Genomic DNA, 24112 nt, shown 5'->3' with positions numbered 1-24112 from the left:
ATGTTATTACGGTTTATAGCGCTTATTAGAAGGATGTCGTAATGGATAGTATGCTGCAGGTTTTTATTATTTGTCTGTTGCTTGGTTCAATTGTTGGCTTTCTAGCCGGGTTACTGGGTATTGGTGGTGGGCTCGTTATAGTACCTGCATTATTATACATTTTACCGTCAGTTGGTGTGAGCGTTGCTCAGTTAACCCATGTCGCGATTGCAACCTCACTAGCTTCGATTATTTTAACCTCTATGTCATCTGCTACCGCTCACCATAAACGCGGTAATGTGCCTTGGGAATTATTCAAACCGATCATGCCAGGTATTGTGGTTGGCTCTTTGGCCTCGGCATTTGTTTCTGAACAAATTTCATCTGCAGATTTGCAACAAACGTTTGCAATATTCGTGGTGTTAATGGCAATTCAAATGGCGTTTCCTTTTAAGGTCAAAACCGGCGACAACATGCCTAAATTTGGCGTGTTATTTGGTATATCCATTGTAATTGCGCTTATTGCAGGTTTAATGGGGATAGGCGGTGGCGTCTTGTTGGTGCCTTTCTTGAGTTACTGCGGATTGCAAATGCGTCAAGCGGTCGGGTTTTCATCAGTAACCGGTATGTTTATCGCAATTTCAGGTACCATCGGCTATATCATTGCAGGCTTTGATGCGCCAAATTTACCTGAAGGTGCATTTGGATTTATTTATTTACCTGCTTTATTCGGCATCATTATTAGTTCAATACTGTGCGCACCTATTGGGGTTAAAGCGGCGAGTTCTTGGCCTACTCCAGTGTTGAAAAAAATCTTTGCTTGTTTGCTTATCGTGGTTGGTCTGAAGCTTTTATTGAGTTAATTTAAAGCAAGCCCTAGTTCACTTTCTTGAACAAGGGCTATGAGCTGCATTACACTGCAAAAGGGTATTTAATGGCATCGTGATGTTCATAGCCTTCAACGCTAAAATCATCTAATGTGACCCAGGTTTCAATGTCGTTTAAGCTGGTGATTTTGGGGTTGATTATCAACTTTGGTGAGCTATATGGTTCACGTGTTAATTGAATATCACGCATGGGGGCCAGTTGATCTTCATAAATGTGGGCATTAACGATTTTATGGTACGCCTTGCCGGGTTTATGGCCTGTTATTTGTGCCATTAACGCAAGCAATACATATACTTGAACCATATTGAAATTGAGCCCAAGCGGCACATCACAACTGCGTTGGGTACTGTTAAGGTACAATGTGTCACCTAAGAGCGAAAAATGATGTTCGTACATACAAGGACGTAGACAACCGAGGTCAAAAGCGCCAGGATGATAAAAAGTTAAGATTTCACCGCGGTTATCAATGCCTTTACTTAGGTCATCCACTATTTGTTGTAGTAAATCAACATGGCCACCTGTCGGTTTTGGAAACGCGCGACCGAGTGCACCATAAATGAGCCCCATATCATCGTGGCCTTTACGGTTTGGGTTATTAAGCCAAGCTTGGTTTTCGTTGGCGTTAGCGTCCCATGTTTTGGTGCCTAATGCTCTAAAGTCAGCGGCATTTTGATAACCACGCAAATACCCGAGCACTTCAGCAATTGCCGATTTCCAAAAACTCTTGCGCGTGGTGACTAGTGGGAATTGATTGTTGCCAACGTCGTAAACTAAATCGGCATTAATGACGGTAAGGCATTTTTTGTTGGTTCGGGCATTATTGACCCATTCACCTTCATCTACGATGCGTTTGCACAGATCTAAATACTGTTTCATTTGTTCCAATTCCTTTTTTGCTTTTAGCGATTATACCTAATCAAGGCAGCCAAATCTTTATGCGCTAAAATTTTAATTTAAGACTAAATACGTTAAGTAATATCATAGATACCTCGGTAAAACCGAGTTAACTAGCAGAAAGAATCGATTATTATTGTTTGAGTTGATACTGTAGAGTCAATCTATTGTTCATAAAGGAGTGTTATATGGAACGTGCAATTAGAAACTTTGTCAGTCAAGAGTCAGCTGGTGGTATTTTGTTGATGGTCGCAGTGGCCTTGGCAATGCTCTTAGCTAATTCGCCTTTAGCGGATTTATATCAGGGCTTCTTGAGTACAGGAGTACAATTGCGTGTAGGCGAGCTAGATATCAATAAGCCATTATTACTCTGGATTAATGATGGCTTGATGGCATTGTTCTTTTTACTCATAGGTCTTGAGGTTAAACGCGAACTATTAGAAGGTGCACTTTCAAGTGTCGCTAAAGCTTCGTTACCAAGTTTTGCTGCGATTGGAGGTATGGTATTCCCTGCATTATTTTACCTTGCATTTAACTATACCAATCCTGAAACCCAGGTTGGTTGGGCAATTCCTGCAGCAACTGATATTGCGTTTGCGTTAGGTATTATGGCGTTGTTAGGCAGCCGAGTACCTGTTGCGTTAAAAGTGTTTTTATTGGCTTTGGCTATTATTGATGATTTAGGCGTAATTGTGATTATTGCCTTATTTTACAGCACTGATTTATCGATGATGAGTTTAATTATTGCTGCTGTTTCTATAGTGTTAATGGTCGCGCTTAATCGAAGAGGTGTAAGCGCAATAACCCCATATGCATTAATTGGATTCGTATTGTGGGTTGCGGTTTTAAAATCTGGTGTGCATGCCACGTTAGCGGGTGTCATTATTGCATTTTGTATTCCATTACGAGACAAAGCTGGCGCGTCGCCATCAGGGCGTTTAGAGCATAAGTTACATCCTTGGAGTACCTTTTTAATTCTACCAGTATTCGCTTTTGCTAACGCGGGTTTGTCATTGACCAATATGTCTTTCGAGTCTTTTGCAGAACCGATTACTTTAGGCATCATGATGGGGCTTATGTTAGGTAAACCTATTGGAGTATTATTATTTAGCTACGCGGCAGTGAAACTTAAATTAGCAGAGTTACCCCCGGGGATTGGTTGGAGTCAGATTATCCCTGTTGCAGTAATGTGTGGTATCGGCTTCACCATGTCAGTCTTTATTGCATCGTTAGCATTTGAACATTCACCAGCAGCTTATGGTGATTATGCAAGATTAGGCATTTTAACAGGATCGTTATTTGCAGCGCTGATTGGTTACTTTTGGTTAGCCAAAGTTCTGCCTAAGACAGGAGAAAACCATGAAACTATTTAAATTATCATTAGGGCTATTACTGAGTGCATTTGTTATCCCTGCGTCTGCAAACTCGTTTGATGTTTGTTTGAAGTCATCTGAGTCGGCCACATGTCAGAGTTATTTAGAGGGCGTTGTTGATGGTGCGTTGATGTACCGTGATAATCAGGCTAAGAAGCGCATTGACCCCAATAACTATGAATCGCGTGCGTTAAAATATCGTGCGGGTAAACGTTACCAAACTGCCAATGTTAATTACTGCTCAAGCCACATATTGATTAAAGAAGAAGTGGTGTCTGCGCTAACCGAGCAAGTGTCATTAAACAATGTGAGTAATAGCGATGAGTTAGAAATTGTTATTACTAGCCTGCTGGATTGCCCACGACCTAAATAGTGACTATGCTATTTTAACGCAGCCTCAAGGCTGCGTTTTTTTATAAGTGTTTACCGTGAAAGTACTCAATTATTTGCGATCGACGATTTTTGCTATAGTAGAGAGATTAATTTTTTAGGTTTTTGAATGATATGCAGCATTTAAACTATAACCATCTTTATTATTTTTGGATGGTACAAAAAAAAGGTTCGGTGACTAAAGCTGCCGAAGCTCTGTGTCTTGCTCCACAAACCATCACTGGCCAAATTCGTGCATTAGAAGAACGCCTGAAAGGGTCGCTGTTTAAACGTGTAGGGCGAAATTTAGTAGCGACCGAGTTAGGTGAATTGGTTTTTCGCTATGCAGATAAAATGTTTAGCCTTAGCTATGAAATGCTTGATTTACTCAATTACCAAAAAGATGACTCATTGTTATTTGAAGTGGGTATTGCAGATGCATTATCAAAAGCATTAGTTAGCAGAGTGTTGTTAACGGTTATCCCTAACGATGGTTCGGTGCATTTAGCTTGTTATGAGTCGACTCATGAAAGTCTTATCGAGCGCTTGCGCGAGCATAAGTTAGATATGATTTTATCGGATTGTGCTGGCGGCTCATTAAAATATCCAGAAATTCTATCAAAAAAACTTGGTGAATGTGGTATCAGCTTTTTTGCAGCAGAAGCTTCATCGCTGCCTTTTCCTGCTTGTCTTGAAGAGCGTAAATTACTTATCCCCGGAAAGCGGACATCTCTTGGGCAACAGCTACATCGTTGGTTTGCTGAAAAAAATCTTAATGTGAATATACTAGGCGAGTTTGATGATGCAGAGATGATGAAGGCGTTTGGTTATTTTAATCGGGGTATTTTTGTCGCACCGTCTATTTATCGTCATGATATACTGTCCCAAGGAATGGTTTTGCTTGGTGAAACCAACGATATACAAGAAGAATACCATGTAATGTTTGCTGAACGTATGATTCAACATCCGGCGGTTAAATCGTTATTAGCCACTGATTTTGGTGATTTGTTTGCAGGGTTAGATCTACAAGTACAAAGTTTTGAACATCGTATTAGCTAGTAGGCATCAGGAGATTTGTGTTGGAATTAATGAATATTGCTCGTGTTCGCTGGGCATGCCGTCGCGGAATGTTAGAATTAGATGTCTTGTTTCAACCGTTTGTTGAAGCACAATATGAAGCACTGACTGATGCTGACAAGCAGACCTTTATCCGTTTATTAGAATGTGAAGACCCTGAGTTATTTGCTTGGTTTATGGGTCATGAACAATGCCCTGACTCACAATTAGCCGACATGGTCGTTAAAGTTCGTGGACGAGCAGCACCTTAAAGCTTCTTCAGCTTTTACCCGCTCTTTTAGCACTCATCAGCATCAATTTGCGTTGAGTGCTTCATTTCTATTTCGATTCGCACTAGTGTGTGCTTTTGCCGTTATGCTGTGCAGCTTTCTAGCTTGGCCAGCTTCATCATTATCGTTATATCTATTTATACAATTGTTATTGGCCATGTTAACCCTAGGGTTGCTGATTTATTGTTTGCGTAAGCTAAATTTATGGTATTGCGTGTTGTGCATCGATAATTCTGGCAGAACAACAGTGTCAGATGCCGTATCTAAAGGTTGTATAGTCGAGTTTAGCCGACACCCGATAGTGAATCCATTAGTGTGTGTTCTCTTTTTACGGGAGGTTAAAACCGGTGAAAAACGATGGGTGTGGGTATGGCAAGATATGTTAACCGACACCGAGTATCGCACTCTGTGTCGGTTATTATTACAACTTAAACTGCCTTATTAACTTTATCGTCCAGGCTGTAAAATTGTCGGCTTAGGGTTGTCAATTTGTTCCGGATAGTCGATGTTGTAATGCAAGCCCCGGCTTTCTTTACGCTCCATGGCACATCGAATTATTAACTCAGCTACTTGCACTAGATTACGCAGTTCTAATAAATTATTACTGACTCTAAAGTTTGAGTAATATTCTTCAATTTCTTGTTGCAGCATCAAACAACGTCTAAGTGCGCGCTCTAAGCGTTTATCGGTACGCACAATACCGACGTAATCCCACATAAACAGACGTAGCTCGTGCCAGTTATGAGCAATAACCACTTCTTCATCAGAGTTGCTGACTTTACTCTCATCCCAAACCGGCAGCGGACATGGCATGGCAATTTTATGCAGTTGGCTTTCGATATCTTGAGAGGCTGCTCGTGCAAAGACTAAGCATTCTAGTAGTGAGTTACTGGCTAAACGGTTTGCGCCATGTAGGCCTGTATAAGCTACTTCACCGATGGCATATAAGCCATTGATGTCTGTTTGGCCGTGCAGATCTGTCATCACGCCACCACATGTGTAATGGGCGGCAGGTACCGCTGGAATAGGATCTTTAGTGATATCTATACCTAATTCAAGACAGCGCTGATAAATGGTTGGGAAATGTTTAATGATAAAGTCAGCAGGCTTGTGGCTTATGTCTAAATAAACACAATCAGCTCCGAGGCGTTTCATTTCATAGTCGATGGCTCTGGCAACAATATCACGAGGCGCGAGCTCTGCTCGCTCGTCAAAATCAGGCATAAAACGGCTGCCATCAGGACGACGTAAATAAGCACCTTCACCTCGTAATGCTTCAGTCAGTAAAAAATTTCTAGCATTAGGATGAAATAAACACGTTGGATGGAATTGATTAAATTCCATATTAGCGACACGACAACCGGCGCGCCATGCCATAGCTATTCCGTCGCCACTGGCAATATCTGGGTTAGAAGTATATTGATATACTTTAGAACTGCCTCCGGTTGCCAGAGCAACAAACTTTGCTTTAATGGTTTCGACATGTTCTTCATCTCGGTTCCACACATAAGCACCTAGCACTCGATTACCCGGGCGATTGAGTTTACGCGTAGTAATTAAATCGATAGCGTTATAACGCTCTAGCACCGTGATATTGGGGTGCGCAAGAGCGCGTTCTTGTAATGTGGTTTGTACTGCTTTACCGGTAGCATCAGCTGAATGTAAAATACGGCGATGGCTGTGTCCGCCTTCACGGGTAAGGTGGTATGGCATAGCTGCGGTGCTGTCTCCAGCGACAGTTTCTTCTTTATCAAATGCTACGCCACAGTTAATGAGCCACTGCATTGCACTTTTGGCATTTTCTGCGGTATAGGTGACAACGGATTTATCACACAGTCCTGCGCCAGCAATTAAAGTATCACTGACATGAGATTCAATTGTGTCACCTTCATCAAATACTGATGCGATTCCACCTTGAGCATATAAGGTTGATCCTTCAGATAAAGGGCCTTTAGAAAGAAGAATTACTTTTGATTTTTCAGCTAGATGTAACGCTAAAGTCAGTCCTGCAGCTCCGCTGCCGATGACCAAAATGTCAGATTGGTGTTCAACTGCTTGTTTCATCAGGTATCATGGTGTGGCCAAGTGGTTTGATTATAGTAAATCAAATTATCTAGGCTGGGTACTTTTACAGCGTGTTTTATTGCGGTTTTGCTTAGTTATTTTAATTACATCTCAAAATAATTAACTTTTTTTAATTCAATATCGAACTTTTTTCATATCGGTGAGTCTACTTATATGAACAGGATTCGAGCGACTGAGAAATCAGTATTACAGATTTAGGAGTAGTCGGCTCGGATGAGTGGACAATATAGTGATCAACAATTAGTTGAACGAGTACAGCAAGGCGATAAAAACGCATTTAACCTGTTAGTGCTAAAGTATCAAAATAAAGTGATGAGTTTGATTTCTCGGTATATTCGCAACCAAGCGGATGTTCAAGATGTGACACAAGAAGCCTTTATTAAAGCATATAGAGCGTTAGCGAATTTTCGTGGTGAAAGTGCATTTTATACTTGGTTGTATCGTATTGCGGTAAACACCGCAAAAAACCATCTTACTTCACAAGGGCGCAGAGCACCTGCAAACGATGTGGATGTTGAAGATGCAGAATATTATGAAGGTAGTGATGCGTTAAAAGAGTTTGCATCGCCTGAGCGTTTATTAATGAAAGATCAAATGAGCAAAGTGATCTTCGATACGCTTGATACCTTGCCAGAAGAATTAAAAATGGCGATATCGCTCAGAGAGTTAGACGGTATGAGTTACGAGGATATTGCCAATATCATGGATTGTCCTGTCGGGACCGTTAGATCACGTATCTTTCGTGCTCGAGAAGCAATCGACAAACAGCTCCAGCCTTTGCTGGAAAAGTAACTGCCTTAACGTTAAATAGGTGAAAAATGCTTAAATCAAGTCAAGAATGGGTATCTGCAGCAGTTGATGGTGAAGCCGATGAAAACACATTAGCACAACTTTCTACTGACGTTGATTCACATGCACAATGGCAGCGTTATCACATGATAGGTGATACGATGCGCGGTGATCTGCCCGCGACCATTGACTTAGATCTTTCTGCTAGCATTATGGCTGCAATTGAGCTTGAACCGACAATTATGGCCCCTAAAGCGCAGCTTAAAGAGTCGACAGAGCAAGTTGCTTCAAGTCCTGCTAAAACCAGCAATGTTGTGCCATTTTTCAAACAGTTTGGCCAATATGCGATCGCAGCAACTGTTGCAATGGTAGCCATTGTAGGTGTGCAATCTTATAATCAAACTAATGATGCTGAGTCACCATTACCTGTATTAACTACACGGCCTTTAGTGGGTACTGTGTCGCCAGTAAGTTATCAAACTGGGGCAGTGCAAAGTCAGCAAAATTACTCAAACGATCAAGTGATTGAACAACGTCGTCGTATTAATGCTTATATTCAAGACCATATGTTGCAACAACGCTTGAATCCAGGTGTGGTTATCGACGAAAATAACAATCAAGATGCTGCGGTTAAGCCTTAATCCGTAGCGAAACCTTGCCTTATCATTCTTAGGAGTTAGCTTGCGCCTTATCCTGCTAGCACTGTTAGTTTTAACCTTTTCAACACACGCTGAAGAAGATTTATCTGCAAAAGCTTGGCTTAAAAACATGAGCCAAGCGTTACAAGATAAACAATTCAAAGTGTCTATCATCCAACTTCAAGCCGATCACATACGTCCACTGGTTTATATACATGGTATCGTCGATAATCAAGAGGTTGCATTACTTGAATATCTCAATGGCCCGCCTAAAAATGCTGTGAGAGTGGGTAATCGGGTTACTTTTATTGAGCATGATCAACCCGCTTACAGTGTCAGTGCTCCACGCATTCAAGGTGTGTGGCCTGCAGCGTTAGCGGGTGACATTAGCCAGCTTGAAAAAGGCTATCAATTTGTTATTGGCGGGCGTAGCCGTATTGCTGGCCGTCCAGGTCAAATGATCCGTTTACTCGCTAACGACGAAAACCGTTATGATGCGCAAGTTTGGGTCGATATGGACACCTATCTGCCACTTAGATTTGATACGTTAAATAAAGAAAAACAACTGCTGGAACAAACTATGGTGGTTGAGTTAATTGAGCTTGCTGAGCCTGCTAATATTTTGATTGAAGCTGCTAAGCAAGATTGGCCAGCGGTCATCAATCAAGCAGAGCGTACAGACGGTAAAAATTGGCAATTTACGTGGCTACCACAGGGATTTGACGTAGTTGTACGCGATCATCATCGCTTAATAGGGATCCATGAGCCTGTAGAATATATTGCGTTAACAGATGGATTAGCCAATATCTCTGTCTACGTGGCACGTTCAGGTGAAAACCCTATGCCAAATGAGTTACTTACCCGTAATGGTTTATCTATGGTGGTTGTTAAGGTGGGGACGCTAGAAGTGGTCGCCATTGGTAAGGTCCCTTCAGAAACGCTAGAGCGTATAGCAAATAGTTTGGTTTTAAAATAGCCAACTCCTAAGGTTAAAGTATCTTTTAAATGATGCTTTAACCTGTTATTTACAATCTTAAATTTCTAATTGTAGTGTTGTCTATTTCTACGGCTCAGGTGTAGGAATAACATTGTGCTGAAAGGAATAACTGTATTATTTCGCTTTGTGTTAATATCGGGGCATTCAGGTCAATAGGTCGTTTTATGAGCCAATCAACAGCGTCACAATCAACAATGATGGAAGAAATTGCTCGTGTTGTTGACTATCAACAAGGCTGGGCGACCGTTGAGGTGGAATTAAAAAGTGCCTGTAATCATTGTGCAAGTAGTGAAAACTGCGGTACATCAACTATTGCGAAAGCTTTTTCTGTAAAAACTCAACGATTTTCATTGCCTGCGGATAAACCTTGTCGTGAAGGTGACTTATTGAAAGTAGGCTTGCCAGAAAGCGTTATTATCAAAGCTGCTGCATTGGTATATTTATTACCTTTGCTCGGCTTGTTTGTCTTTGCAACATTTGGTCATTTATTTGCTGCTGGGCTCGATTTAAGTACTAACGCATTTGCAATGATTTTTGGTGCGATTGGCGCTGTCATTGCTTGGTTTATAGGCAAGCATTTAGCCAGCAAAATAGAAATGGATGCGTCGCCAGTGATCATTGCCTATTTAGGCCAAGAAGTCGGTGTTATTCGTGCTCATCAAGCATAAATCAGTCATATTTCGCTAAGTTAATACTTAATTCCAGCTTTAATAGAGCCCTATTAGGGCTATAATTACCCACGTAAACTTGGCGTTTTGGTCTATCTTAGAGGCAAAATAGAGACTATTGCTGAATCTGATTGGTATTGCCCCCCTAATCAGGTACAATTTGCCTCCTTAATTTTAATCAAATTTAGTAGTAGTCATTGCAGCATAATGAAACACATTAGAAACTTCTCGATTATTGCCCATATCGACCATGGTAAATCAACTTTATCCGATCGCCTGATCCAGGTATGTGGCGGCTTAACTGACCGTGAAATGGCTGCACAGGTTTTAGATTCTATGGATCTAGAACGTGAGCGTGGCATTACGATTAAAGCCCAAAGCGTAACCCTTGATTACCATGCAAAAGATGGTAATACCTATCAATTAAACTTTATTGACACCCCCGGCCACGTTGACTTCTCTTACGAAGTATCACGTTCGCTTGCCGCGTGTGAAGGTGCATTATTAGTTGTTGATGCTGGGCAAGGTGTTGAAGCTCAAACACTCGCAAACTGTTACACAGCACTAGATATGAATCTAGACGTTGTCCCCATTCTTAATAAAATAGACCTACCACAAGCTGAGCCTGACCGCGTTGCCGCTGAAATCGAAGATATTGTCGGTATTGACGCTAAAGATGCAGTACGTTGTTCTGCCAAAACGGGTGTTGGTGTAGATCTTGTTTTAGAAGAAATTATTGCAAAAATTCCACCTCCAGTAGGTGATGAGAATGCGCCGTTACAAGCATTAATTATCGACTCATGGTTTGACGCTTATCTTGGTGTCGTTTCATTAGTACGTATTAAACATGGCGTATTAAAGAAAGGCGACAAGTTTAAAGTCATGTCGACAGGTCAAAACTACAATGCTGACCGTGTAGGTATTTTTACTCCGAAAGAAAAAGATGAACCGGAGCTGCGCGCAGGCGAAGTAGGTTATGTTATTTCGGGTATTAAAGAAATTCACGGTGCACCAGTGGGTGATACGTTAACTCACGCAAAAAATGGTGCCGACAAACCCTTACCAGGATTTAAAAAGGTTACTCCACAGGTTTATGCTGGTGTGTTCCCTATTTCTACTGACGAATACGAAAACTTCCGTGATGCATTAAACAAGCTGAGCTTGAACGATGCGTCGCTGTTTTTTGAACCTGAGACCTCGAGTGCACTTGGTTTTGGTTTCCGTATTGGTTACTTGGGCTTACTCCACATGGAGATTGTTCAAGAGCGCTTAGAGCGTGAATATAACCTTGATTTGATCACCACAGCGCCGACAGTAGTTTACGAAGTTGTGATGACCAATGGCGATGTCGTATATGTTGATAATCCATCGGATTTACCTGCTCTGAATAATATCGAAGAGCTACGTGAGCCGATAGTTGAAGCCAATATCCTTGTGCCAAAAGAGTACTTAGGTAACGTTATTACCTTATGTATCGAAAAGCGCGGTTCGCAAACCAACATGGTTTATCACGGCAACCAAGTGGCAGTAACCTATCATTTGCCAATGGCTGAAGTTGTGATGGACTTCTTTGACCGTCTAAAATCAACCAGTCGTGGTTATGCATCACTTGAATATAACTTTATTCGTTTTGATCCAGCAGATATGGTGCGTTTAGATATCTTAATCAACGGTGATCGTGTTGATGCATTAGCGATGATTATTCACCGCTCTAACATTCGTCATCGTGGCTTAGCTCTCGTTGAAAAAATGAAAGAACTGATCCCACGCCAAATGTTTGATATTGCCATTCAGGCTGCTGTAGGCAGTCAGATTATTGCGCGTTCAACGATTAAAGCATTACGTAAAGACGTAACCGCTAAATGTTACGGTGGCGACGTTTCGCGTAAGAAGAAACTGCTTAATAAGCAGAAAGAAGGTAAAAAACGCATGAAGCAAGTGGGTAACGTTGAAGTGCCGCAAGAGGCATTTTTAGCGGTACTTAAATTAAACGATTAATTATAATTAATTGTTTTAATTTGCTTAATAACGCCGCGTATTGCGGCGTTATCGTTATTTTTACTATATATTTTGTAACACTCAACAGGGTGAATGTTTATTCGTTAATCACCATACTGGAATGAGTTAAATTGGGTTATTACCCAAACCATATGGAAACATTTACATCATCCTGCAGGAGATAAATCAGTAATGGCAGCCTATTTTTCACTTATTTTAGTGCTCGTAACCTTAGGTAGTGGTCTTATCTGGTTGATTGACGTTGTATTTTTTGCGCCTAAACGTCGTGAAAAACTGGCATTAGCTCAAGCTAACTCAAACCAATTGAGTGCTGATGCCATTGACAAAATTGTCCGTGAACCTATTTTAGTGGAAACCGCGCATTCGATATTTCCGGTTATCGCATTTGTAATGATTTTACGCTCATTTATTTATGAACCCTTTCAAATACCCTCAGGTTCAATGATGCCAACATTGCTCGTGGGTGATTTTATTTTGGTGGAAAAATTCAGCTATGGTTTACGTGACCCGGTATGGCGAAGCAAGTTAGTTGAAACCGGTGAGCCTGAACGCGGTGATGTATTTGTATTCAAATATCCTGAAAACCCCAAAATTGATTATATTAAACGTGTAGTGGGTTTACCTGGTGACAAGATTATCTACCGGAATAAACAATTAATGATTCAAGAAGCCTGTGATAGTGGCACTGATTGTGCTGCACCGAAAGTGATTGAACATACTGAGCTAAACCGTGGCGAATTTAGTCAAAACGATACACCATTAATTCGGTTAAGCGAGCAATTAGGCGATGTTCAGCATGATATTTTGATCAATCCAGCGCGTCCTGATTTTAGACAACATTTTTACCCGCAGCCAGGCTTGCCTGCTGGAGAGTTCGTGGTACCTAAAGGCATGTACTTTGCGATGGGTGATAACCGCGATAATAGCACTGATAGTCGTTTCTGGGGCTTCGTGCCAGAAGAGAATTTAGTCGGTAAAGCTGTTGCTATTTGGATTAGTTTTGAATTTGACCGCAACCCTAATGATTGGTTACCTACTTGGGTTCCTACCGGTGTGCGTTTTGATAGAGTAGGTGGAATACATTGATGGAACCCATTAAAAATTTGCCGCGTTTGTGCCGTACTTTAGGTTACGAGTTTAATAATGTTGAGTTACTTACTCAGGCATTAACTCATCGTAGCGCAGCAAATAAACATAATGAGCGTTTAGAGTTTTTAGGTGATTCGATTTTATCGATAGTGATTTCGGATGCGTTATATCACCAATTTCCTAAGGCGACCGAAGGTGATTTAAGCCGTATGCGCGCAACCTTAGTTAAAGGTGACACGCTGACGTTAATCGCCAAAGAATTTAAGTTAGGTGACTATTTATTTTTAGGTCCTGGAGAGCTAAAAAGCGGCGGTTTTAGACGTGAGTCTATTCTAGCTGATGCTGTTGAAGCTATTATTGGTGCCGTATATCTTGATGCCAATCTCGATGTTTGTCGAACTTTGCTATTGAGCTGGTATGAAGGCAGGTTAGCAAATATTAAACCAGGGATTAATCAAAAAGATCCTAAAACCATTTTGCAAGAACACTTGCAGGGTTTTAAAAAGCCATTGCCTGACTATCAGGTTGTTGCGGTAGAAGGTGAAGCACATGATCAAACCTTCACTGTAGAATGTAAAATTAGCGAATTGAATCAAGTTGTCACAGGTGTGGCAAGTTCTAGAAGAAAAGCTGAACAGCTTGCTGCTGCTCAGGTATTGGAGTTACTGAATAAATGACCAAAAAAACAGACTTGCCAGCAGGTGCTAATCAAGAGCCTAGCTTAGATGAACTGCTGGCAAGGATGAACCAAGCAGCCCCAACTGCCGCCGCGAAATTTGATGTTACATACTGTGGTATGGTGGCTATTGTCGGTCGTCCTAACGTAGGTAAGTCGACACTGTTAAATAAATTGCTTGGCCAAAAAGTCAGTATTACGTCTAAAAAACCACAAACGACTCGTCATCGTATTATGGGTATTCATACTGATGGTCCTAACCAAATCGTATTTATTGATACACCTGGTTTACACATTGAAGAAAAACGTGCAATTAACCGTTTAATGAATCGAGCAGCTGCCAGCTCATTAGCTGATGTTGCGATGGTCATTTTTGTGGTCGATGGTATGACATGGACAGCTGACGATGAAATGGTATTACAAAAGCTCAAGCATCGTAACGATGACCGTAAAATCATTTTAGCGATTAATAAAGTCGATAACATTAAAGATAAGGAAAAGCTATTTCCTTATTTAACAGAACTTGCTCAGAAGTTTGATTTTGACGAAATTTTGCCCATTTCAGCCAGTAAAGGAACCAACGTACAGCGCATTTTAGAGATGGCACGTGATTCGTTACCTGAAGCGCCGTTTTACTTCCCTGAAGACTACGTTACCGATCGCTCGCAACGTTTTATGGCTTCTGAAATTGTCCGTGAAAAACTCATGCGCTTTTTAGGCGATGAACTTCCATATGATGCCACGGTTGAAATTGAGCAATTTAAAATGATGGACAACGGTGTCTATCAAATTAACGCGCTGATTTTAGTTGAGCGAGAAGGCCAAAAACGTATGGTCATTGGTAATAAAGGTGAGCGTATTCGTACCATTGCCACTCAATCACGTCTGGATATGGAAACGTTATTCGACAATAAAGTGTTTCTTGAAGTCTGGGTGAAAGTAAAGTCTGGCTGGGCTGATGACGAACGTGCATTAAGAAGTTTAGGTTATGGCGAAGACTAAGTCGCTAGCTTTCCTCACTATCGTTATCTTGTAGGCATGGCCACCATGAAACGTGGCTATGTGTTACATCATCGACCCTTTCGTGAGTCGAGTGTTATTGTCAATTTATTGATAGAAGGCGTTGGTCGAGTTGACGCTATTACTCGAGTGGGTTCAGGCAAACGGTCAATTAAAAGTATTTTACAACCATTTCAACCACTAATTATTCAATTTAGTGCCCAATCTGAAGCTAAAAACCTTGGATTAAAAAATATTACCCAAATAGAGTCTGCCGCTCCTGCGATGCCTTTAACCGGCAATAGCTTATATTCTGGTTTTTATCTTAATGAATTACTCGTACGACTATTGTCAGTAGAACACCAGGCTGAAGGGCTATTCTTAGAGTATCATCGTGCGCTAATGTCACTTGCTAAAGGTTTTTGCTCCAGTCATTTACGGTATTTTGAAATGGCGTTATTACTTGAACTAGGTGCTTTCCCCTCATTAAATTATGACTCTCAAGGGCATGAGTTAGAGGCACAGTGCTGCTATAGGTTCGTTGCTGAAAGTGGTTTTTTACCAGTGGTACAAACTAAAGATTCTAGTTTCTCACATGGTAAAGGCAATTTAACTGGCGCGATGTTGTTAGCATTGGCATCACAAAACTTACAGACAGATCAACTTAATCAAGCCAAAGGTTTAATGCGTTATTTGTTAACGCCGTTATTAGGTAATAAACCATTATTAAGTCGGCAATTATTTGCCAAAAATGCGCAATAAAGCTTTTCGTATTATGACATGAACCAAGTACAATTCATTTCGTACTAGTTACGGTCAGTCCAATTATTCGTTTATTAATTTTAAGGAGCTCGGTGTGAGCGGAATTTTATTAGGCATTAACATCGATCATATCGCCACATTACGCCAAGCTCGTGGTACAAACTATCCTGATCCTGTCCATGCTGCTGCAGTTGCAGAGCATGCTGGTGCCGATGGTATTACGATTCATTTACGTGAAGACAGACGTCACATTCAAGACCGTGATGTTTACTTATTAGCGAAAACGCTTAAAACACGAATGAACTTTGAGTTTGCTGTTACAGAAGAAATGATTGCTATCGCGTGTGATATAAAGCCGGCGTACGCTTGTTTAGTACCTGAAAAACGTGAGGAGCTAACAACTGAAGGTGGCTTAGACGTTGCGGGGCAGCTAGATAAGATGACTTCTGCAGTGACTCGTTTAGCTGCACAAGGCATTAAGGTGTCGCTCTTTATTGATGCAGATAAAACCCAAATTGACGCAGCAGTTGCTGTTGGTGCACCTTACATAGAAATTCACACAGGCTGCTATGCAGATGCACAGACCGATGCCGAACAAGCACAAGAGCTTGCACGCATTACCGAGATGGCGAGCTACGCTCACAGCAAAGGTTTAGTTGTGAATGCTGGACATGGTTTGCATTACCATAATGTGAAAGCGATAGCGGCCATTCCAGAATTGTATGAGCTTAATATTGGTCATGCGGTAATTGCTCGAGCTGCAATTGATGGCTTAGAGACTGCTGTGCGTGATATGAAAAAATTGATGCTTGAAGGCCGTAGAGGCGAGTAATGGCAATTGTGGGTATTGGTACCGATATTGTTGAAATAGCCCGTATACACGAGCAGCGTGAACGCCTAGGCGACAGATTAGCCAAACGCGTACTCACGGAGTCTGAACTGGCTATATATATGCAGTCAAAACAAGCAGAGCGTTTTTTAGCAAAACGTTTTGCTGCTAAAGAAGCCGCCGCCAAAGCCTTAGGCACAGGCATTGGGAGAGGTGTTTCGTTTCAGCATATTCATATCGACAATGATGCCAATGGTGCTCCGATAATCCATTTTACTGACGGTGCACTTATTCGCTTAACACAACTTGGTGGCTGCAGAGGGTTTATTAGCATTGCTGATGAACAACATTATGCGGTAGCCACTGTAATATTAGAGCGTTAATTTGTCGTATTTGTCGATAGAAAGGCGCATAGGCGCCTTTTTTTGTGTCTTTTAAAACGATTCAAACTAGGTTAAATTAACAATATAACAACACTAATAATAAGAGACCCAAGATGAAATCGGCAGTAGAACAATTATCAACTTATAAAAGCGTTCATTTAAACCCTAAAAATATACGAACTCATTTTGTTGGTGTGCCGATGATTATTTGGTCGGCATTTTTGATGTTAGGTACACTTCGCTTGGCTTGGCAAGATTATCAAGTGAGTGTGGCAATGTTATTAACACTAGTGGTATTGGCTTATTACATGATGCTACATGTGCGTTTAGCCATAGGGTTAGTGCTATTTATTATACCAGTACTTTATACCACAGAGATGGTGGTCCATACTGAACATCCAATGATGATTGCTCTGAGTGTTTTTGCCTTAGGTTGGGTTATTCAATTTGTTGGTCATAAATATGAAAAAGCCAAACCCGCTTTTATGGATGACTTAAATCAACTGTTAATTGGGCCTTTTTTCTTAATGGCAGAGCTTTATTTTATGTTTGGTTGGGAAAAAGATCTTGCTGCAGAAATCAAACCGCTTGCCCGAGATAAGCGCCGCGCTTTAGAAGCGAAATTGCGGGGTTAGTATTAAATAACTAACGGCATGTGTTAGTCGTTTAAGCACAAAAAAGGCGCTCTATGAGCCTTTTTTTGTTAATCAATAACTGACGTTATTCATCATCATTCTCAGCAGCAGTAATGTCTAAATGACTGGGTAATACCCTTACTGCTTTAATCATGTTATCAGCGACTTCAATTACTTCTAAATGATAACCCGCAATTCGCAAACTGGTATTGGCAGCAGGAATGTCTTCGAGAAACTCGATGATAAGACCGTTTAGGGTTTTAGGGCCATCGATAGGGAAGTTCCATTTCATTTCTTTATTGAGATCACGAATGTTAATGGTTGCGTCAATTAAAAAACTGCCATCTTGTTGAATGTTAATGTCTTCACTTGGCGTTGTAATCATTGACGTTGTAAAGTCACCCACAATTTCTTCTAGAATATCTTCCAAAGTCACGAGACCTTGAATGTCGCCATATTCATCAACAACCAAACCAATGCGTTCTTTGTTTTGTTGAAAGTTTGTGAGCTGTACGTTTAGCGGAGTGCCCTCTGGTATAAAGTACAACTCCTTTACTGCACGGAGCAAAGATGACTTACTGAACTGCTCTTTAGACTGTAAGCGTAACGCATCTCGCAAGTGAATAAAGCCTACGGCATCATCAATATTGTCACGATAAACTAATACGCGTGTATGAGGGCTTTGAATTACCATTTTATTGATTAACTTAAAGTCATCATTTACGTTAATTGCGTAAATGTCTGAACGTGAAATCATGATGTCTTCAACAGTGACTTTTTCTAGATCAAGAATGGATAACAACATTTCTTGGTGACGTTGTGGAATGAGTGCGCCAGCTTCGTGTACAACCGTACGTAATTCTTCCTGGCTTAGTGCGTCGCTTGTTTTAACGGTTTTTATACCCATTAGGCGTAAAAAACCTGAAGTTATTAAGTTAATCGCTTTAACAAAAGGCGATAACAATACTAATAGCCAGCCTAGTAAAATACTCGACGGAAATGCAATTCGTTCTGGGTGTAAAGCTGCAAACGTCTTAGGTGTTACTTCTGCAAAAACTAACACCACAACCGTTAATACGCCTGTTGCAATCGCTACGCCCATATCGCCAAATAAACGCATACCAATAATAGTTGCGATGGCTGAAGCTAGGATGTTGACAAGGTTATTACCGATTAGGATTAGGCCGATGAGCCGATCTGGACGATCAAGTAACTTTAAAGCACGTTGTGCTCCACGGTGACCACTTCCTGCAAGATGCCTTAGTCGATAACGGTTTAAGGTCATCATTGCAGTTTCTGAACCAGAGAAATAAGCAGAAATGATAATTAAAACTGCAAGGAAAATAAAAAGCGCGCTGGTAGATATAGCGTCCAAAAAAGGGCCCCGTTAAGTACATTAAAGTTGGTAAATATCACCAATACATAAAATTTGAACAATCATTATTTATTAATGACTGTTTGTGTCAAGTTATCTTATTTGATGAGTCAGTGATAAAAAGCTTGTTATCTGGCTATTGAGCTACAAAACTAACTTAATATCAGTTCTTTAACTATTCGAGCACCAAAATAGGCCAACGACAGTAAACCTGCGCCAGATAAACTATAAATGACAGCGGTACGAATTCTACAGCCTACGGTATATTGTTGCCACAACATAATGGCATAAACTACCCACGCCATCATTGATAGTATGGCTTTATGGCCTTTACCATCTACAAACATGTCATCTAAATACACAAAACCCGTCACCAAAGATAAACTTAACAACACAAATCCGATAATGATTAAATGATAAAGCTGTCTTTCAACCGTCATTAATGGTGGCATTGCTGGGCTCATCATCATTTGTTTCTTTTTAAGCTTATTTTGGATAAATGACAATTGAATAGCATATAACGCTGCGATCATCAGGGCGCTGTAAGCCATTAAAGAGAGCACTACATGGGCTAAAATTTCAGGATGAAGTTCGAAATGAGTCATAAACTGTGGTGGTAATAACCAAAGCAATGCAACAGATAAGACTGAACAGGCATAGACCACAGGAACAACAATTATCACTTTCAAGCGCGGCATTGTGATAGTAAAAGTGAACGCGATAATCCAGTTAACCAGCGAGATCACGTTGGTTAAACTAAAATTTTGGCCATCTACTGTAAATATGGCATTTGATAACGCAAGGCCATGAAATACCACTGCGATACTAGACGCTATCATTACCGCTTTGCGGTTAGGGCCTTGCACATGAAATAGTCTGCTGGTGACTAGGATTAAAGCAATGCAATAAAACAGCATGGCGCCAGCTGAAAAAATAACCATTTGAAATCAACCTATCAAAGTAATGAAAGCATCGCTGAAAAAGCGGTAAGCGCAATAAAAATATCGCCGATACACCGCAATCTCATTATTTGTCTTAGATTAACATGATCACCCCCTAATATGGCAGTGACCTGAGGCTCAAAATTTAACAGTATCTTACCCTTAGCTGCAAATAATTTACCTAATCACGATAACTGATCATCGCAAGTATCGTAATTTAGAGTGGCTTGGGTATAATAGCCACAATTATCGATATGCTGAAAAGAGCTGGCCAATGTTTGAAAATTTATCCGACAGACTGTCACGCACACTAAAAAACATTAGTGGCCGTGGTCGCTTAACAGAAGACAACATTAAAGAAACCTTGCGTGAAGTGCGTATGGCGCTGCTTGAAGCAGATGTCGCTTTACCTGTTGTTAGAGAATTCGTAAACAGCGTTAAAGAACGCGCTGTAGGTCAAGAAGTATCAAAAAGCTTAAGCCCTGGACAAGCTTTTATTAAAATCGTCCAAAGTGAGCTTGAAAAAGCCATGGGCGAGTCGAATGAAGCGCTAGATTTAGCGGCAATACCGCCAGCCGTCATTATGATGGCCGGCCTGCAAGGTGCGGGTAAAACCACTTCTGTAGCTAAACTAGGTAAATTCTTACGAACTCGTCATAAAAAATCTGTTTTAGTAGTTAGTGCTGACGTATACCGACCAGCGGCAATTAAACAGTTAGAAACATTAGCATTAGAAGTTGACGTAGAATTTTTTCCATCGGATGTGAGTCAAAAGCCAGTAGATATTGCTAAAGCCGCAATTAGCTACGCAAAGCTTAAATTTATTGATGTGGTGATTGTCGATACCGCAGGTCGTTTACACGTCGACGAAGCAATGATGGATGAAATCAAGCAGCTTCATGCAACGGTTAAACCAGTAGAAACCTTGTTCGTGGTCGATGCCATGACCGGGCAAGATGCGGCTAATACAGCTAAAGCATTTAATGAAGCTTTACCGCTTACCGGGGTTATTTTAACTAAGGTAGACGGCGATGCTCGAGGTGGTGCAGCATTATCTATCCGCAACATTACGGGTAAACCGATTAAATTTTTAGGTGTGGGTGAAAAAACGGATGCTCTAGAACCGTTCCACCCAGACCGTATCGCGTCACGTATTTTAGGCATGGGTGACGTGTTGTCACTGATTGAAGAAGTTGAACGCGGCGTCGACAAAGACAAAGCCATGAAGCTTGCTTCAAAAGTAAAATCTGGTGGCAGCTTTGACCTAGAAGATTTTCGTGAGCAATTACAGCAAATGAAAAACATGGGCGGCATGATGAACATGCTCGAGAAGTTACCTGGTGTGGGTCAATTGCCGCCAGAGGCTTTAGCTCAGGTCCAAGACGGAAAAATGACCGGCCAAATGGAAGCCATCATCAATTCGATGACAGCCAAAGAACGTAAAAACCCAGATTTAATCAAAGGGTCTCGCAAACGCCGAATCGCATTAGGTTCTGGCACTCAAATTCAAGACGTTAACCGTTTATTAAAGCAGTTTACCCAAATGCAGAAAATGATGAAAAAGATGTCTGCAAAGGGGGGCATGAAGAAGATGATGCGCGGAATGAGCGGAATGTTACCTCCAGGGATGAAATTTCCAGGACGTTAATTGAAGCATCTTTTATACATAAATGCAGTTAATTGATATACACATCAGTTGGTTAGATTGGATCTTTACAATTAAGGTAGCAAAATCGGTGATTTAAAAATCATCAGATTTGGTTGCAATAGTTCAAAAGTCAGGTAAAATCTTCCGGCTTTCTTTCTGGGACTCTTCGCGAACACGGAGTTCCAGTTTTTATTTTTGCTTCTAGCAAATCATTAGAGGAATAAAACGCATGGTTACCATTCGTTTAGCTCGTGGCGGCGCAAAAAAGCGTCCATTTTACAATATCGTTGTTGCTGATAGCCGCAATGCTCGTGACGGTCGTTTCATCGAACGTGTTGGTTTTTTCAATCCATTGGCTCGTGGCCAAGAAGAAACTTTACGTTTAGATCTTGATCGTGTTGAGCACTGGGTTGCTACTGGCGCAGCAACATCTGAGCGTGTTGCAAAACTGATCAAAGACGCACGTAAAGCTGCTGCTTAATTGCGTATTAAAAAGGTATAGATAGATGAGCGATAACCAACAGCCAATCGTACTGGGTAAATTAGGATCCAGTCATGGTATTAAAGGTTGGCTTAAAATCACTTCCTATGCCGATTCTGTTGAAGGTATTTTTGATTACTCGCCTTGGTTGATTAAAGAGCAAGGTGTTTGGCGTGAAGTTAAGGTCGCGCAGTGGCGTTTTCAAGGCAAGGCACTTGTTGCTGAACTTGAAGGTGTTAACTCTAGAGAGCATGCGCAAATGCTCACAAATTGTGAAATTGCGATTTTGCCGGAACAAATGAAAGACCTCGCTGATGATGAATTTTATCACCGTGATCTTATCGGCTGTGAAGTGACCAATATAAACGGCTATAACATGGGTATAGTTGACCAGATCGTGGAAACAGGATCAAACGACGTACTTCTTATTAAAGCTAACGCTAAAGATGCCTTCGGCAAAGCGGAACGTATGGTCCCCTTTGTCCCCGAGCAATTCATCAAACAGGTGAATCTGCAAGAGAAACAGATTTTAGTGGATTGGGATCCTGACTTCTAAGTCGAGGTACAACATATGTGGTTAGGGGTAATCACCCTGTTTCCAGAGATGTTTCGTGCCGTTACAGACTTTGGTGTTACGGGTCGAGCCGTCAAAAGCGGCCTGCTAGAGGTGCAAACGTGGAATCCTCGTGATTTCACCCATGATAGACATAGTACTGTGGATGATCGCCCTTATGGTGGTGGCCCAGGAATGTTAATGATGGTGCAACCTTTACGCGATGCTATCCATGCAGCAAAAACTGCTGCAGGTGATGGGGCAAAAGTGATTTATTTGTCACCTCAGGGACGTAAGCTGGATCAGCGAGGCGTGACTGAATTGGCTAAATCAGACCGATTGATTTTAGTGTGTGGTCGATACGAAGGTGTTGATGAACGCATTATTCAAACGGAAGTGGATGAAGAGTGGTCTATCGGTGATTATGTGCTTTCGGGCGGAGAATTACCGGCAATGACGTTAATCGATTCAGTAGCTCGTTTAGTACCTGGTGTACTGGGCAAGCAAGCATCAGCAGAGCAAGATTCTTTCTCTGAAGGTTTACTGGATTGTCCTCATTATACGCGCCCTGAACAATTGGATGGCATGGATGTTCCGGCAGTGCTGTTAAGCGGTGACCACGAAAAAATTAGACTCTGGCGTTTACAACAAAGTATCGGAAGAACTTTTTTGAGACGACCAGAATTATTTGAAAATCTAGCTCTGACTGACGAACAAACGACTTTATTAGCGCAGTTCGTGAATGAAACGGACAAGTCCGCATAGTCAATGCTCAGTTAATTCTAGAATGGAGTAGTTATGAACAACATCATTAAAATGCTCAACGATGAGCAAATGAAAACAGACGTACCTGATTTCGGTGCTGGTGATACAGTAGTGGTTCAAGTACGTGTTAAAGAAGGTGATAAAGAGCGTCTTCAGGCTTTTGAAGGTATCGTTATCGCAAAGCGTAACCGTGGTCTGCACTCTGCATTCACAGTACGTAAAATCTCTAATGGTGAAGGTGTTGAGCGTGCTTTCCAGACGCATAGCCCGTTAATTGCTAGCATCGAAGTTAAGCGTCGCGGCCGTGTACGTCGTGCTAAGCTGTACTATTTACGTGAGCGTTCAGGTAAATCTGCACGTATCCGTGAAAAATTGGCAACTAAGTAATAGTTACCGATTCAAAATAAAGATGCAGTGTTCGCACAACAACCCGCCGAAAGGCGGGTTTTTGTTTGTGGGGCTTTTAAAAAATAATAATTAATGGAAATGGTATAACAGCTAAAAAGTAAAAAAATGATTGTTTTTCGTACATCATATCATTATACCATTTCCATTAATTATGTGACCAATCAGAGTCGCTCAGACTGTTCAGTTTGAGGCGCATTGTTGAAACAATGGTTATTCCCTTTTAAAGCAATGCAACAAAAAAATGGACTGTCTGAGCGACTCCTGCAAGGCGGTTTTCTGTGCCTTCTATGCTGCTTAATAGCATTTTGACGTACGACTGCATGGACGCAGGAGGTAGAGCAACTATGCCTACAATCCTATTACTTGCCTAGAAGGTACAGAATTCCCGCTGAATGACCAGATAATTAGTGGAATTGGTATTACCAAGTCATTTTTTGTCCCTTTGTGTAAATAAGCCTTGCTCTAGGAGCTTTGTACAGGCATAGTTGCTTTAAGAGTGTAATGGTGTATCAGTACAAGGGTA

General features: G+C 41.2%; 27 protein-coding genes. 23 read left to right on the top strand and 4 right to left on the bottom strand.

From position 1 onward, the window contains the following. Positions 1–41: 41 nt before the first annotated feature. Positions 42–842, top strand: a complete 801-nt coding sequence (locus IEY40_RS09610; RefSeq protein WP_188955573.1) for a sulfite exporter TauE/SafE family protein — start codon at positions 42–44, stop codon at positions 840–842. A 49-nt stretch (positions 843–891) separates the two neighbouring features. Here the strand turns inward: IEY40_RS09610 and IEY40_RS09605 are convergent, their stop codons facing one another. Beyond that, the gene (locus IEY40_RS09605; RefSeq protein WP_188955571.1) at positions 892–1743 is read right to left on the bottom strand and encodes a thymidylate synthase; all 852 of its coding nucleotides are present in this window, start codon (positions 1741–1743) and stop codon (positions 892–894) included. Between the two features lie 206 nt (positions 1744–1949). Here IEY40_RS09605 and nhaA point away from each other — a divergent pair, with 206 nt between their 5' ends. The 5 genes from nhaA to IEY40_RS09580 all read left to right on the top strand — a co-directional run bounded on the left by nhaA (position 1950) and on the right by IEY40_RS09580 (position 5294). Beyond that, complete coding sequence (gene nhaA, locus IEY40_RS09600; RefSeq protein WP_188955569.1) at positions 1950–3134, top strand: Na+/H+ antiporter NhaA; 1185 nt, start codon at positions 1950–1952, stop codon at positions 3132–3134. Continuing rightward, the gene (locus IEY40_RS09595; RefSeq protein WP_188955567.1) at positions 3121–3507 is read left to right on the top strand and encodes a hypothetical protein; all 387 of its coding nucleotides are present in this window, start codon (positions 3121–3123) and stop codon (positions 3505–3507) included. Before nhaA ends, IEY40_RS09595 begins: the two co-directional genes overlap by 14 nt. 131 nt (positions 3508–3638) lie before the next feature. Further along, positions 3639–4562, top strand: a complete 924-nt coding sequence (gene nhaR, locus IEY40_RS09590; protein WP_188955565.1) for a transcriptional activator NhaR — start codon at positions 3639–3641, stop codon at positions 4560–4562. Between the two features lie 20 nt (positions 4563–4582). Further along, positions 4583–4831 (top strand): FAD assembly factor SdhE, encoded by a 249-nt coding sequence (locus tag IEY40_RS09585; RefSeq protein WP_188955563.1) that lies wholly within the window; start codon positions 4583–4585, stop codon positions 4829–4831. After that, positions 4812–5294, top strand: coding sequence for a protein YgfX (locus IEY40_RS09580; RefSeq protein WP_188955561.1), 483 nt, complete (start codon positions 4812–4814; stop codon positions 5292–5294). Before IEY40_RS09585 ends, IEY40_RS09580 begins: the two co-directional genes overlap by 20 nt. Before the next feature lie 2 nt (positions 5295–5296). Here the strand turns inward: IEY40_RS09580 and nadB are convergent, their stop codons facing one another. Then, positions 5297–6913: an L-aspartate oxidase gene (gene nadB / locus IEY40_RS09575; RefSeq protein WP_188955559.1), complete on the bottom strand. Its 1617-nt coding sequence runs from the start codon at positions 6911–6913 to the stop codon at positions 5297–5299. A gap of 234 nt (positions 6914–7147) precedes the next feature. Between nadB and rpoE the strand changes: the two genes are divergently transcribed. From rpoE to IEY40_RS09515, 12 genes are all read left to right on the top strand, one after another. Further along, positions 7148–7726, top strand: coding sequence for an RNA polymerase sigma factor RpoE (rpoE, locus tag IEY40_RS09570; protein WP_160053050.1), 579 nt, complete (start codon positions 7148–7150; stop codon positions 7724–7726). A gap of 26 nt (positions 7727–7752) precedes the next feature. After that, positions 7753–8364, top strand: coding sequence for a sigma-E factor negative regulatory protein (locus IEY40_RS09565; protein WP_188955557.1), 612 nt, complete (start codon positions 7753–7755; stop codon positions 8362–8364). A gap of 40 nt (positions 8365–8404) precedes the next feature. Then, positions 8405–9337: a MucB/RseB C-terminal domain-containing protein gene (locus IEY40_RS09560; protein WP_188955555.1), complete on the top strand. Its 933-nt coding sequence runs from the start codon at positions 8405–8407 to the stop codon at positions 9335–9337. 215 nt (positions 9338–9552) lie between these two features. Beyond that, entirely contained in the window at positions 9553–10026 is a 474-nt protein-coding gene (locus tag IEY40_RS09555; protein ID WP_188956011.1) for a SoxR reducing system RseC family protein, read from the top strand. Positions 10027–10233: 207 nt separating this feature from the next. Continuing rightward, entirely contained in the window at positions 10234–12024 is a 1791-nt protein-coding gene (gene lepA, locus IEY40_RS09550; protein ID WP_188955553.1) for a translation elongation factor 4, read from the top strand. Between the two features lie 192 nt (positions 12025–12216). Then, a complete protein-coding gene (gene lepB, locus IEY40_RS09545) occupies positions 12217–13131 on the top strand; it encodes a signal peptidase I (RefSeq protein WP_188955551.1) in 915 nt (304 codons plus the stop codon). Continuing rightward, positions 13131–13811: a ribonuclease III gene (rnc, locus tag IEY40_RS09540; protein WP_188955549.1), complete on the top strand. Its 681-nt coding sequence runs from the start codon at positions 13131–13133 to the stop codon at positions 13809–13811. The genes lepB and rnc overlap by 1 nt, the downstream gene beginning before the upstream one ends. After that, on the top strand, positions 13808–14812 hold the full coding sequence (gene era, locus IEY40_RS09535; protein WP_188955547.1) for a GTPase Era: 1005 nt from the start codon (positions 13808–13810) through the stop codon (positions 14810–14812). The genes rnc and era overlap by 4 nt, the downstream gene beginning before the upstream one ends. Before the next feature lie 45 nt (positions 14813–14857). Next, positions 14858–15571 carry a DNA repair protein RecO gene (gene recO / locus IEY40_RS09530; protein ID WP_188955545.1) on the top strand — a complete coding sequence of 238 codons (714 nt, stop codon included), beginning with the start codon at positions 14858–14860 and terminating at the stop codon, positions 15569–15571. A 94-nt stretch (positions 15572–15665) separates the two neighbouring features. Beyond that, positions 15666–16403 carry a pyridoxine 5'-phosphate synthase gene (gene pdxJ / locus IEY40_RS09525; protein ID WP_188955543.1) on the top strand — a complete coding sequence of 246 codons (738 nt, stop codon included), beginning with the start codon at positions 15666–15668 and terminating at the stop codon, positions 16401–16403. Continuing rightward, positions 16403–16783: a holo-ACP synthase gene (gene acpS / locus IEY40_RS09520; protein WP_188955541.1), complete on the top strand. Its 381-nt coding sequence runs from the start codon at positions 16403–16405 to the stop codon at positions 16781–16783. Before pdxJ ends, acpS begins: the two co-directional genes overlap by 1 nt. A 113-nt stretch (positions 16784–16896) precedes the next feature. Continuing rightward, a complete protein-coding gene (locus tag IEY40_RS09515) occupies positions 16897–17418 on the top strand; it encodes an Mpo1 family 2-hydroxy fatty acid dioxygenase (RefSeq protein WP_188955539.1) in 522 nt (173 codons plus the stop codon). Between the two features lie 85 nt (positions 17419–17503). On the opposite strand, the gene IEY40_RS09510 is transcribed toward IEY40_RS09515, so the two are convergent. Next, positions 17504–18793: an HlyC/CorC family transporter gene (locus IEY40_RS09510; RefSeq protein WP_188955537.1), complete on the bottom strand. Its 1290-nt coding sequence runs from the start codon at positions 18791–18793 to the stop codon at positions 17504–17506. A 152-nt stretch (positions 18794–18945) separates the two neighbouring features. Beyond that, positions 18946–19734, bottom strand: a complete 789-nt coding sequence (locus IEY40_RS09505) for a cytochrome C assembly family protein (protein ID WP_188955535.1) — start codon at positions 19732–19734, stop codon at positions 18946–18948. Between the two features lie 274 nt (positions 19735–20008). On the opposite strand from IEY40_RS09505, the gene ffh reads away from it, so the two are divergent. From ffh to rplS, 5 genes are all read left to right on the top strand, one after another. Further along, the gene (ffh, locus tag IEY40_RS09500; protein ID WP_188955533.1) at positions 20009–21382 is read left to right on the top strand and encodes a signal recognition particle protein; all 1374 of its coding nucleotides are present in this window, start codon (positions 20009–20011) and stop codon (positions 21380–21382) included. Positions 21383–21611: 229 nt separating this feature from the next. Further along, complete coding sequence (gene rpsP / locus IEY40_RS09495; protein ID WP_160053063.1) at positions 21612–21863, top strand: 30S ribosomal protein S16; 252 nt, start codon at positions 21612–21614, stop codon at positions 21861–21863. 25 nt (positions 21864–21888) lie between these two features. Next, on the top strand, positions 21889–22419 hold the full coding sequence (gene rimM, locus IEY40_RS09490; protein WP_188955531.1) for a ribosome maturation factor RimM: 531 nt from the start codon (positions 21889–21891) through the stop codon (positions 22417–22419). Between the two features lie 15 nt (positions 22420–22434). Further along, complete coding sequence (gene trmD, locus IEY40_RS09485; protein ID WP_188955529.1) at positions 22435–23181, top strand: tRNA (guanosine(37)-N1)-methyltransferase TrmD; 747 nt, start codon at positions 22435–22437, stop codon at positions 23179–23181. Between the two features lie 33 nt (positions 23182–23214). Further along, positions 23215–23568 (top strand): 50S ribosomal protein L19, encoded by a 354-nt coding sequence (rplS, locus tag IEY40_RS09480; RefSeq protein ID WP_188955527.1) that lies wholly within the window; start codon positions 23215–23217, stop codon positions 23566–23568. Positions 23569–24112 lie beyond the last annotated feature (544 nt).

Origin of the sequence: Shewanella ulleungensis (assembly GCF_014648315.1) — a bacterium.
GTDB classification, from domain to species: domain Bacteria; phylum Pseudomonadota; class Gammaproteobacteria; order Enterobacterales; family Shewanellaceae; genus Shewanella; species Shewanella ulleungensis.
Note: the sequence above shows the minus strand (reverse complement) of the source record. Positions and strands in the feature narration are given on the sequence as shown.

Bases quoted from the DNA above. Each gene is read 5' to 3' on its own strand.
- rimM (WP_188955531.1), top strand. From the start codon at position 21,889: ATGAGCGATAACCAACAGCCAATCGTACTGGGTAAATTAGGATCCAGT.
- IEY40_RS09515 (WP_188955539.1), top strand. From the start codon at position 16,897: ATGAAATCGGCAGTAGAACAATTATCAACTTATAAAAGCGTTCATTTA.
- rnc (WP_188955549.1), top strand. From the start codon at position 13,131: ATGGAACCCATTAAAAATTTGCCGCGTTTGTGCCGTACTTTAGGTTAC.
- era (WP_188955547.1), top strand. From the start codon at position 13,808: ATGACCAAAAAAACAGACTTGCCAGCAGGTGCTAATCAAGAGCCTAGC.
- lepA (WP_188955553.1), top strand. From the start codon at position 10,234: ATGAAACACATTAGAAACTTCTCGATTATTGCCCATATCGACCATGGT.
- nadB (WP_188955559.1), bottom strand. From the start codon at position 6,913: ATGAAACAAGCAGTTGAACACCAATCTGACATTTTGGTCATCGGCAGC.
- rpoE (WP_160053050.1), top strand. From the start codon at position 7,148: ATGAGTGGACAATATAGTGATCAACAATTAGTTGAACGAGTACAGCAA.
- rpsP (WP_160053063.1), top strand. From the start codon at position 21,612: ATGGTTACCATTCGTTTAGCTCGTGGCGGCGCAAAAAAGCGTCCATTT.
- trmD (WP_188955529.1), top strand. From the start codon at position 22,435: ATGTGGTTAGGGGTAATCACCCTGTTTCCAGAGATGTTTCGTGCCGTT.
- nhaR (WP_188955565.1), top strand. From the start codon at position 3,639: ATGCAGCATTTAAACTATAACCATCTTTATTATTTTTGGATGGTACAA.
- ffh (WP_188955533.1), top strand. From the start codon at position 20,009: ATGTTTGAAAATTTATCCGACAGACTGTCACGCACACTAAAAAACATT.
- IEY40_RS09565 (WP_188955557.1), top strand. From the start codon at position 7,753: ATGCTTAAATCAAGTCAAGAATGGGTATCTGCAGCAGTTGATGGTGAA.
- IEY40_RS09555 (WP_188956011.1), top strand. From the start codon at position 9,553: ATGATGGAAGAAATTGCTCGTGTTGTTGACTATCAACAAGGCTGGGCG.
- IEY40_RS09610 (WP_188955573.1), top strand. From the start codon at position 42: ATGGATAGTATGCTGCAGGTTTTTATTATTTGTCTGTTGCTTGGTTCA.
- acpS (WP_188955541.1), top strand. From the start codon at position 16,403: ATGGCAATTGTGGGTATTGGTACCGATATTGTTGAAATAGCCCGTATA.
- IEY40_RS09505 (WP_188955535.1), bottom strand. From the start codon at position 19,734: ATGGTTATTTTTTCAGCTGGCGCCATGCTGTTTTATTGCATTGCTTTA.
- IEY40_RS09595 (WP_188955567.1), top strand. From the start codon at position 3,121: ATGAAACTATTTAAATTATCATTAGGGCTATTACTGAGTGCATTTGTT.
- rplS (WP_188955527.1), top strand. From the start codon at position 23,215: ATGAACAACATCATTAAAATGCTCAACGATGAGCAAATGAAAACAGAC.
- lepB (WP_188955551.1), top strand. From the start codon at position 12,217: ATGGCAGCCTATTTTTCACTTATTTTAGTGCTCGTAACCTTAGGTAGT.
- IEY40_RS09605 (WP_188955571.1), bottom strand. From the start codon at position 1,743: ATGAAACAGTATTTAGATCTGTGCAAACGCATCGTAGATGAAGGTGAA.
- nhaA (WP_188955569.1), top strand. From the start codon at position 1,950: ATGGAACGTGCAATTAGAAACTTTGTCAGTCAAGAGTCAGCTGGTGGT.
- recO (WP_188955545.1), top strand. From the start codon at position 14,858: ATGAAACGTGGCTATGTGTTACATCATCGACCCTTTCGTGAGTCGAGT.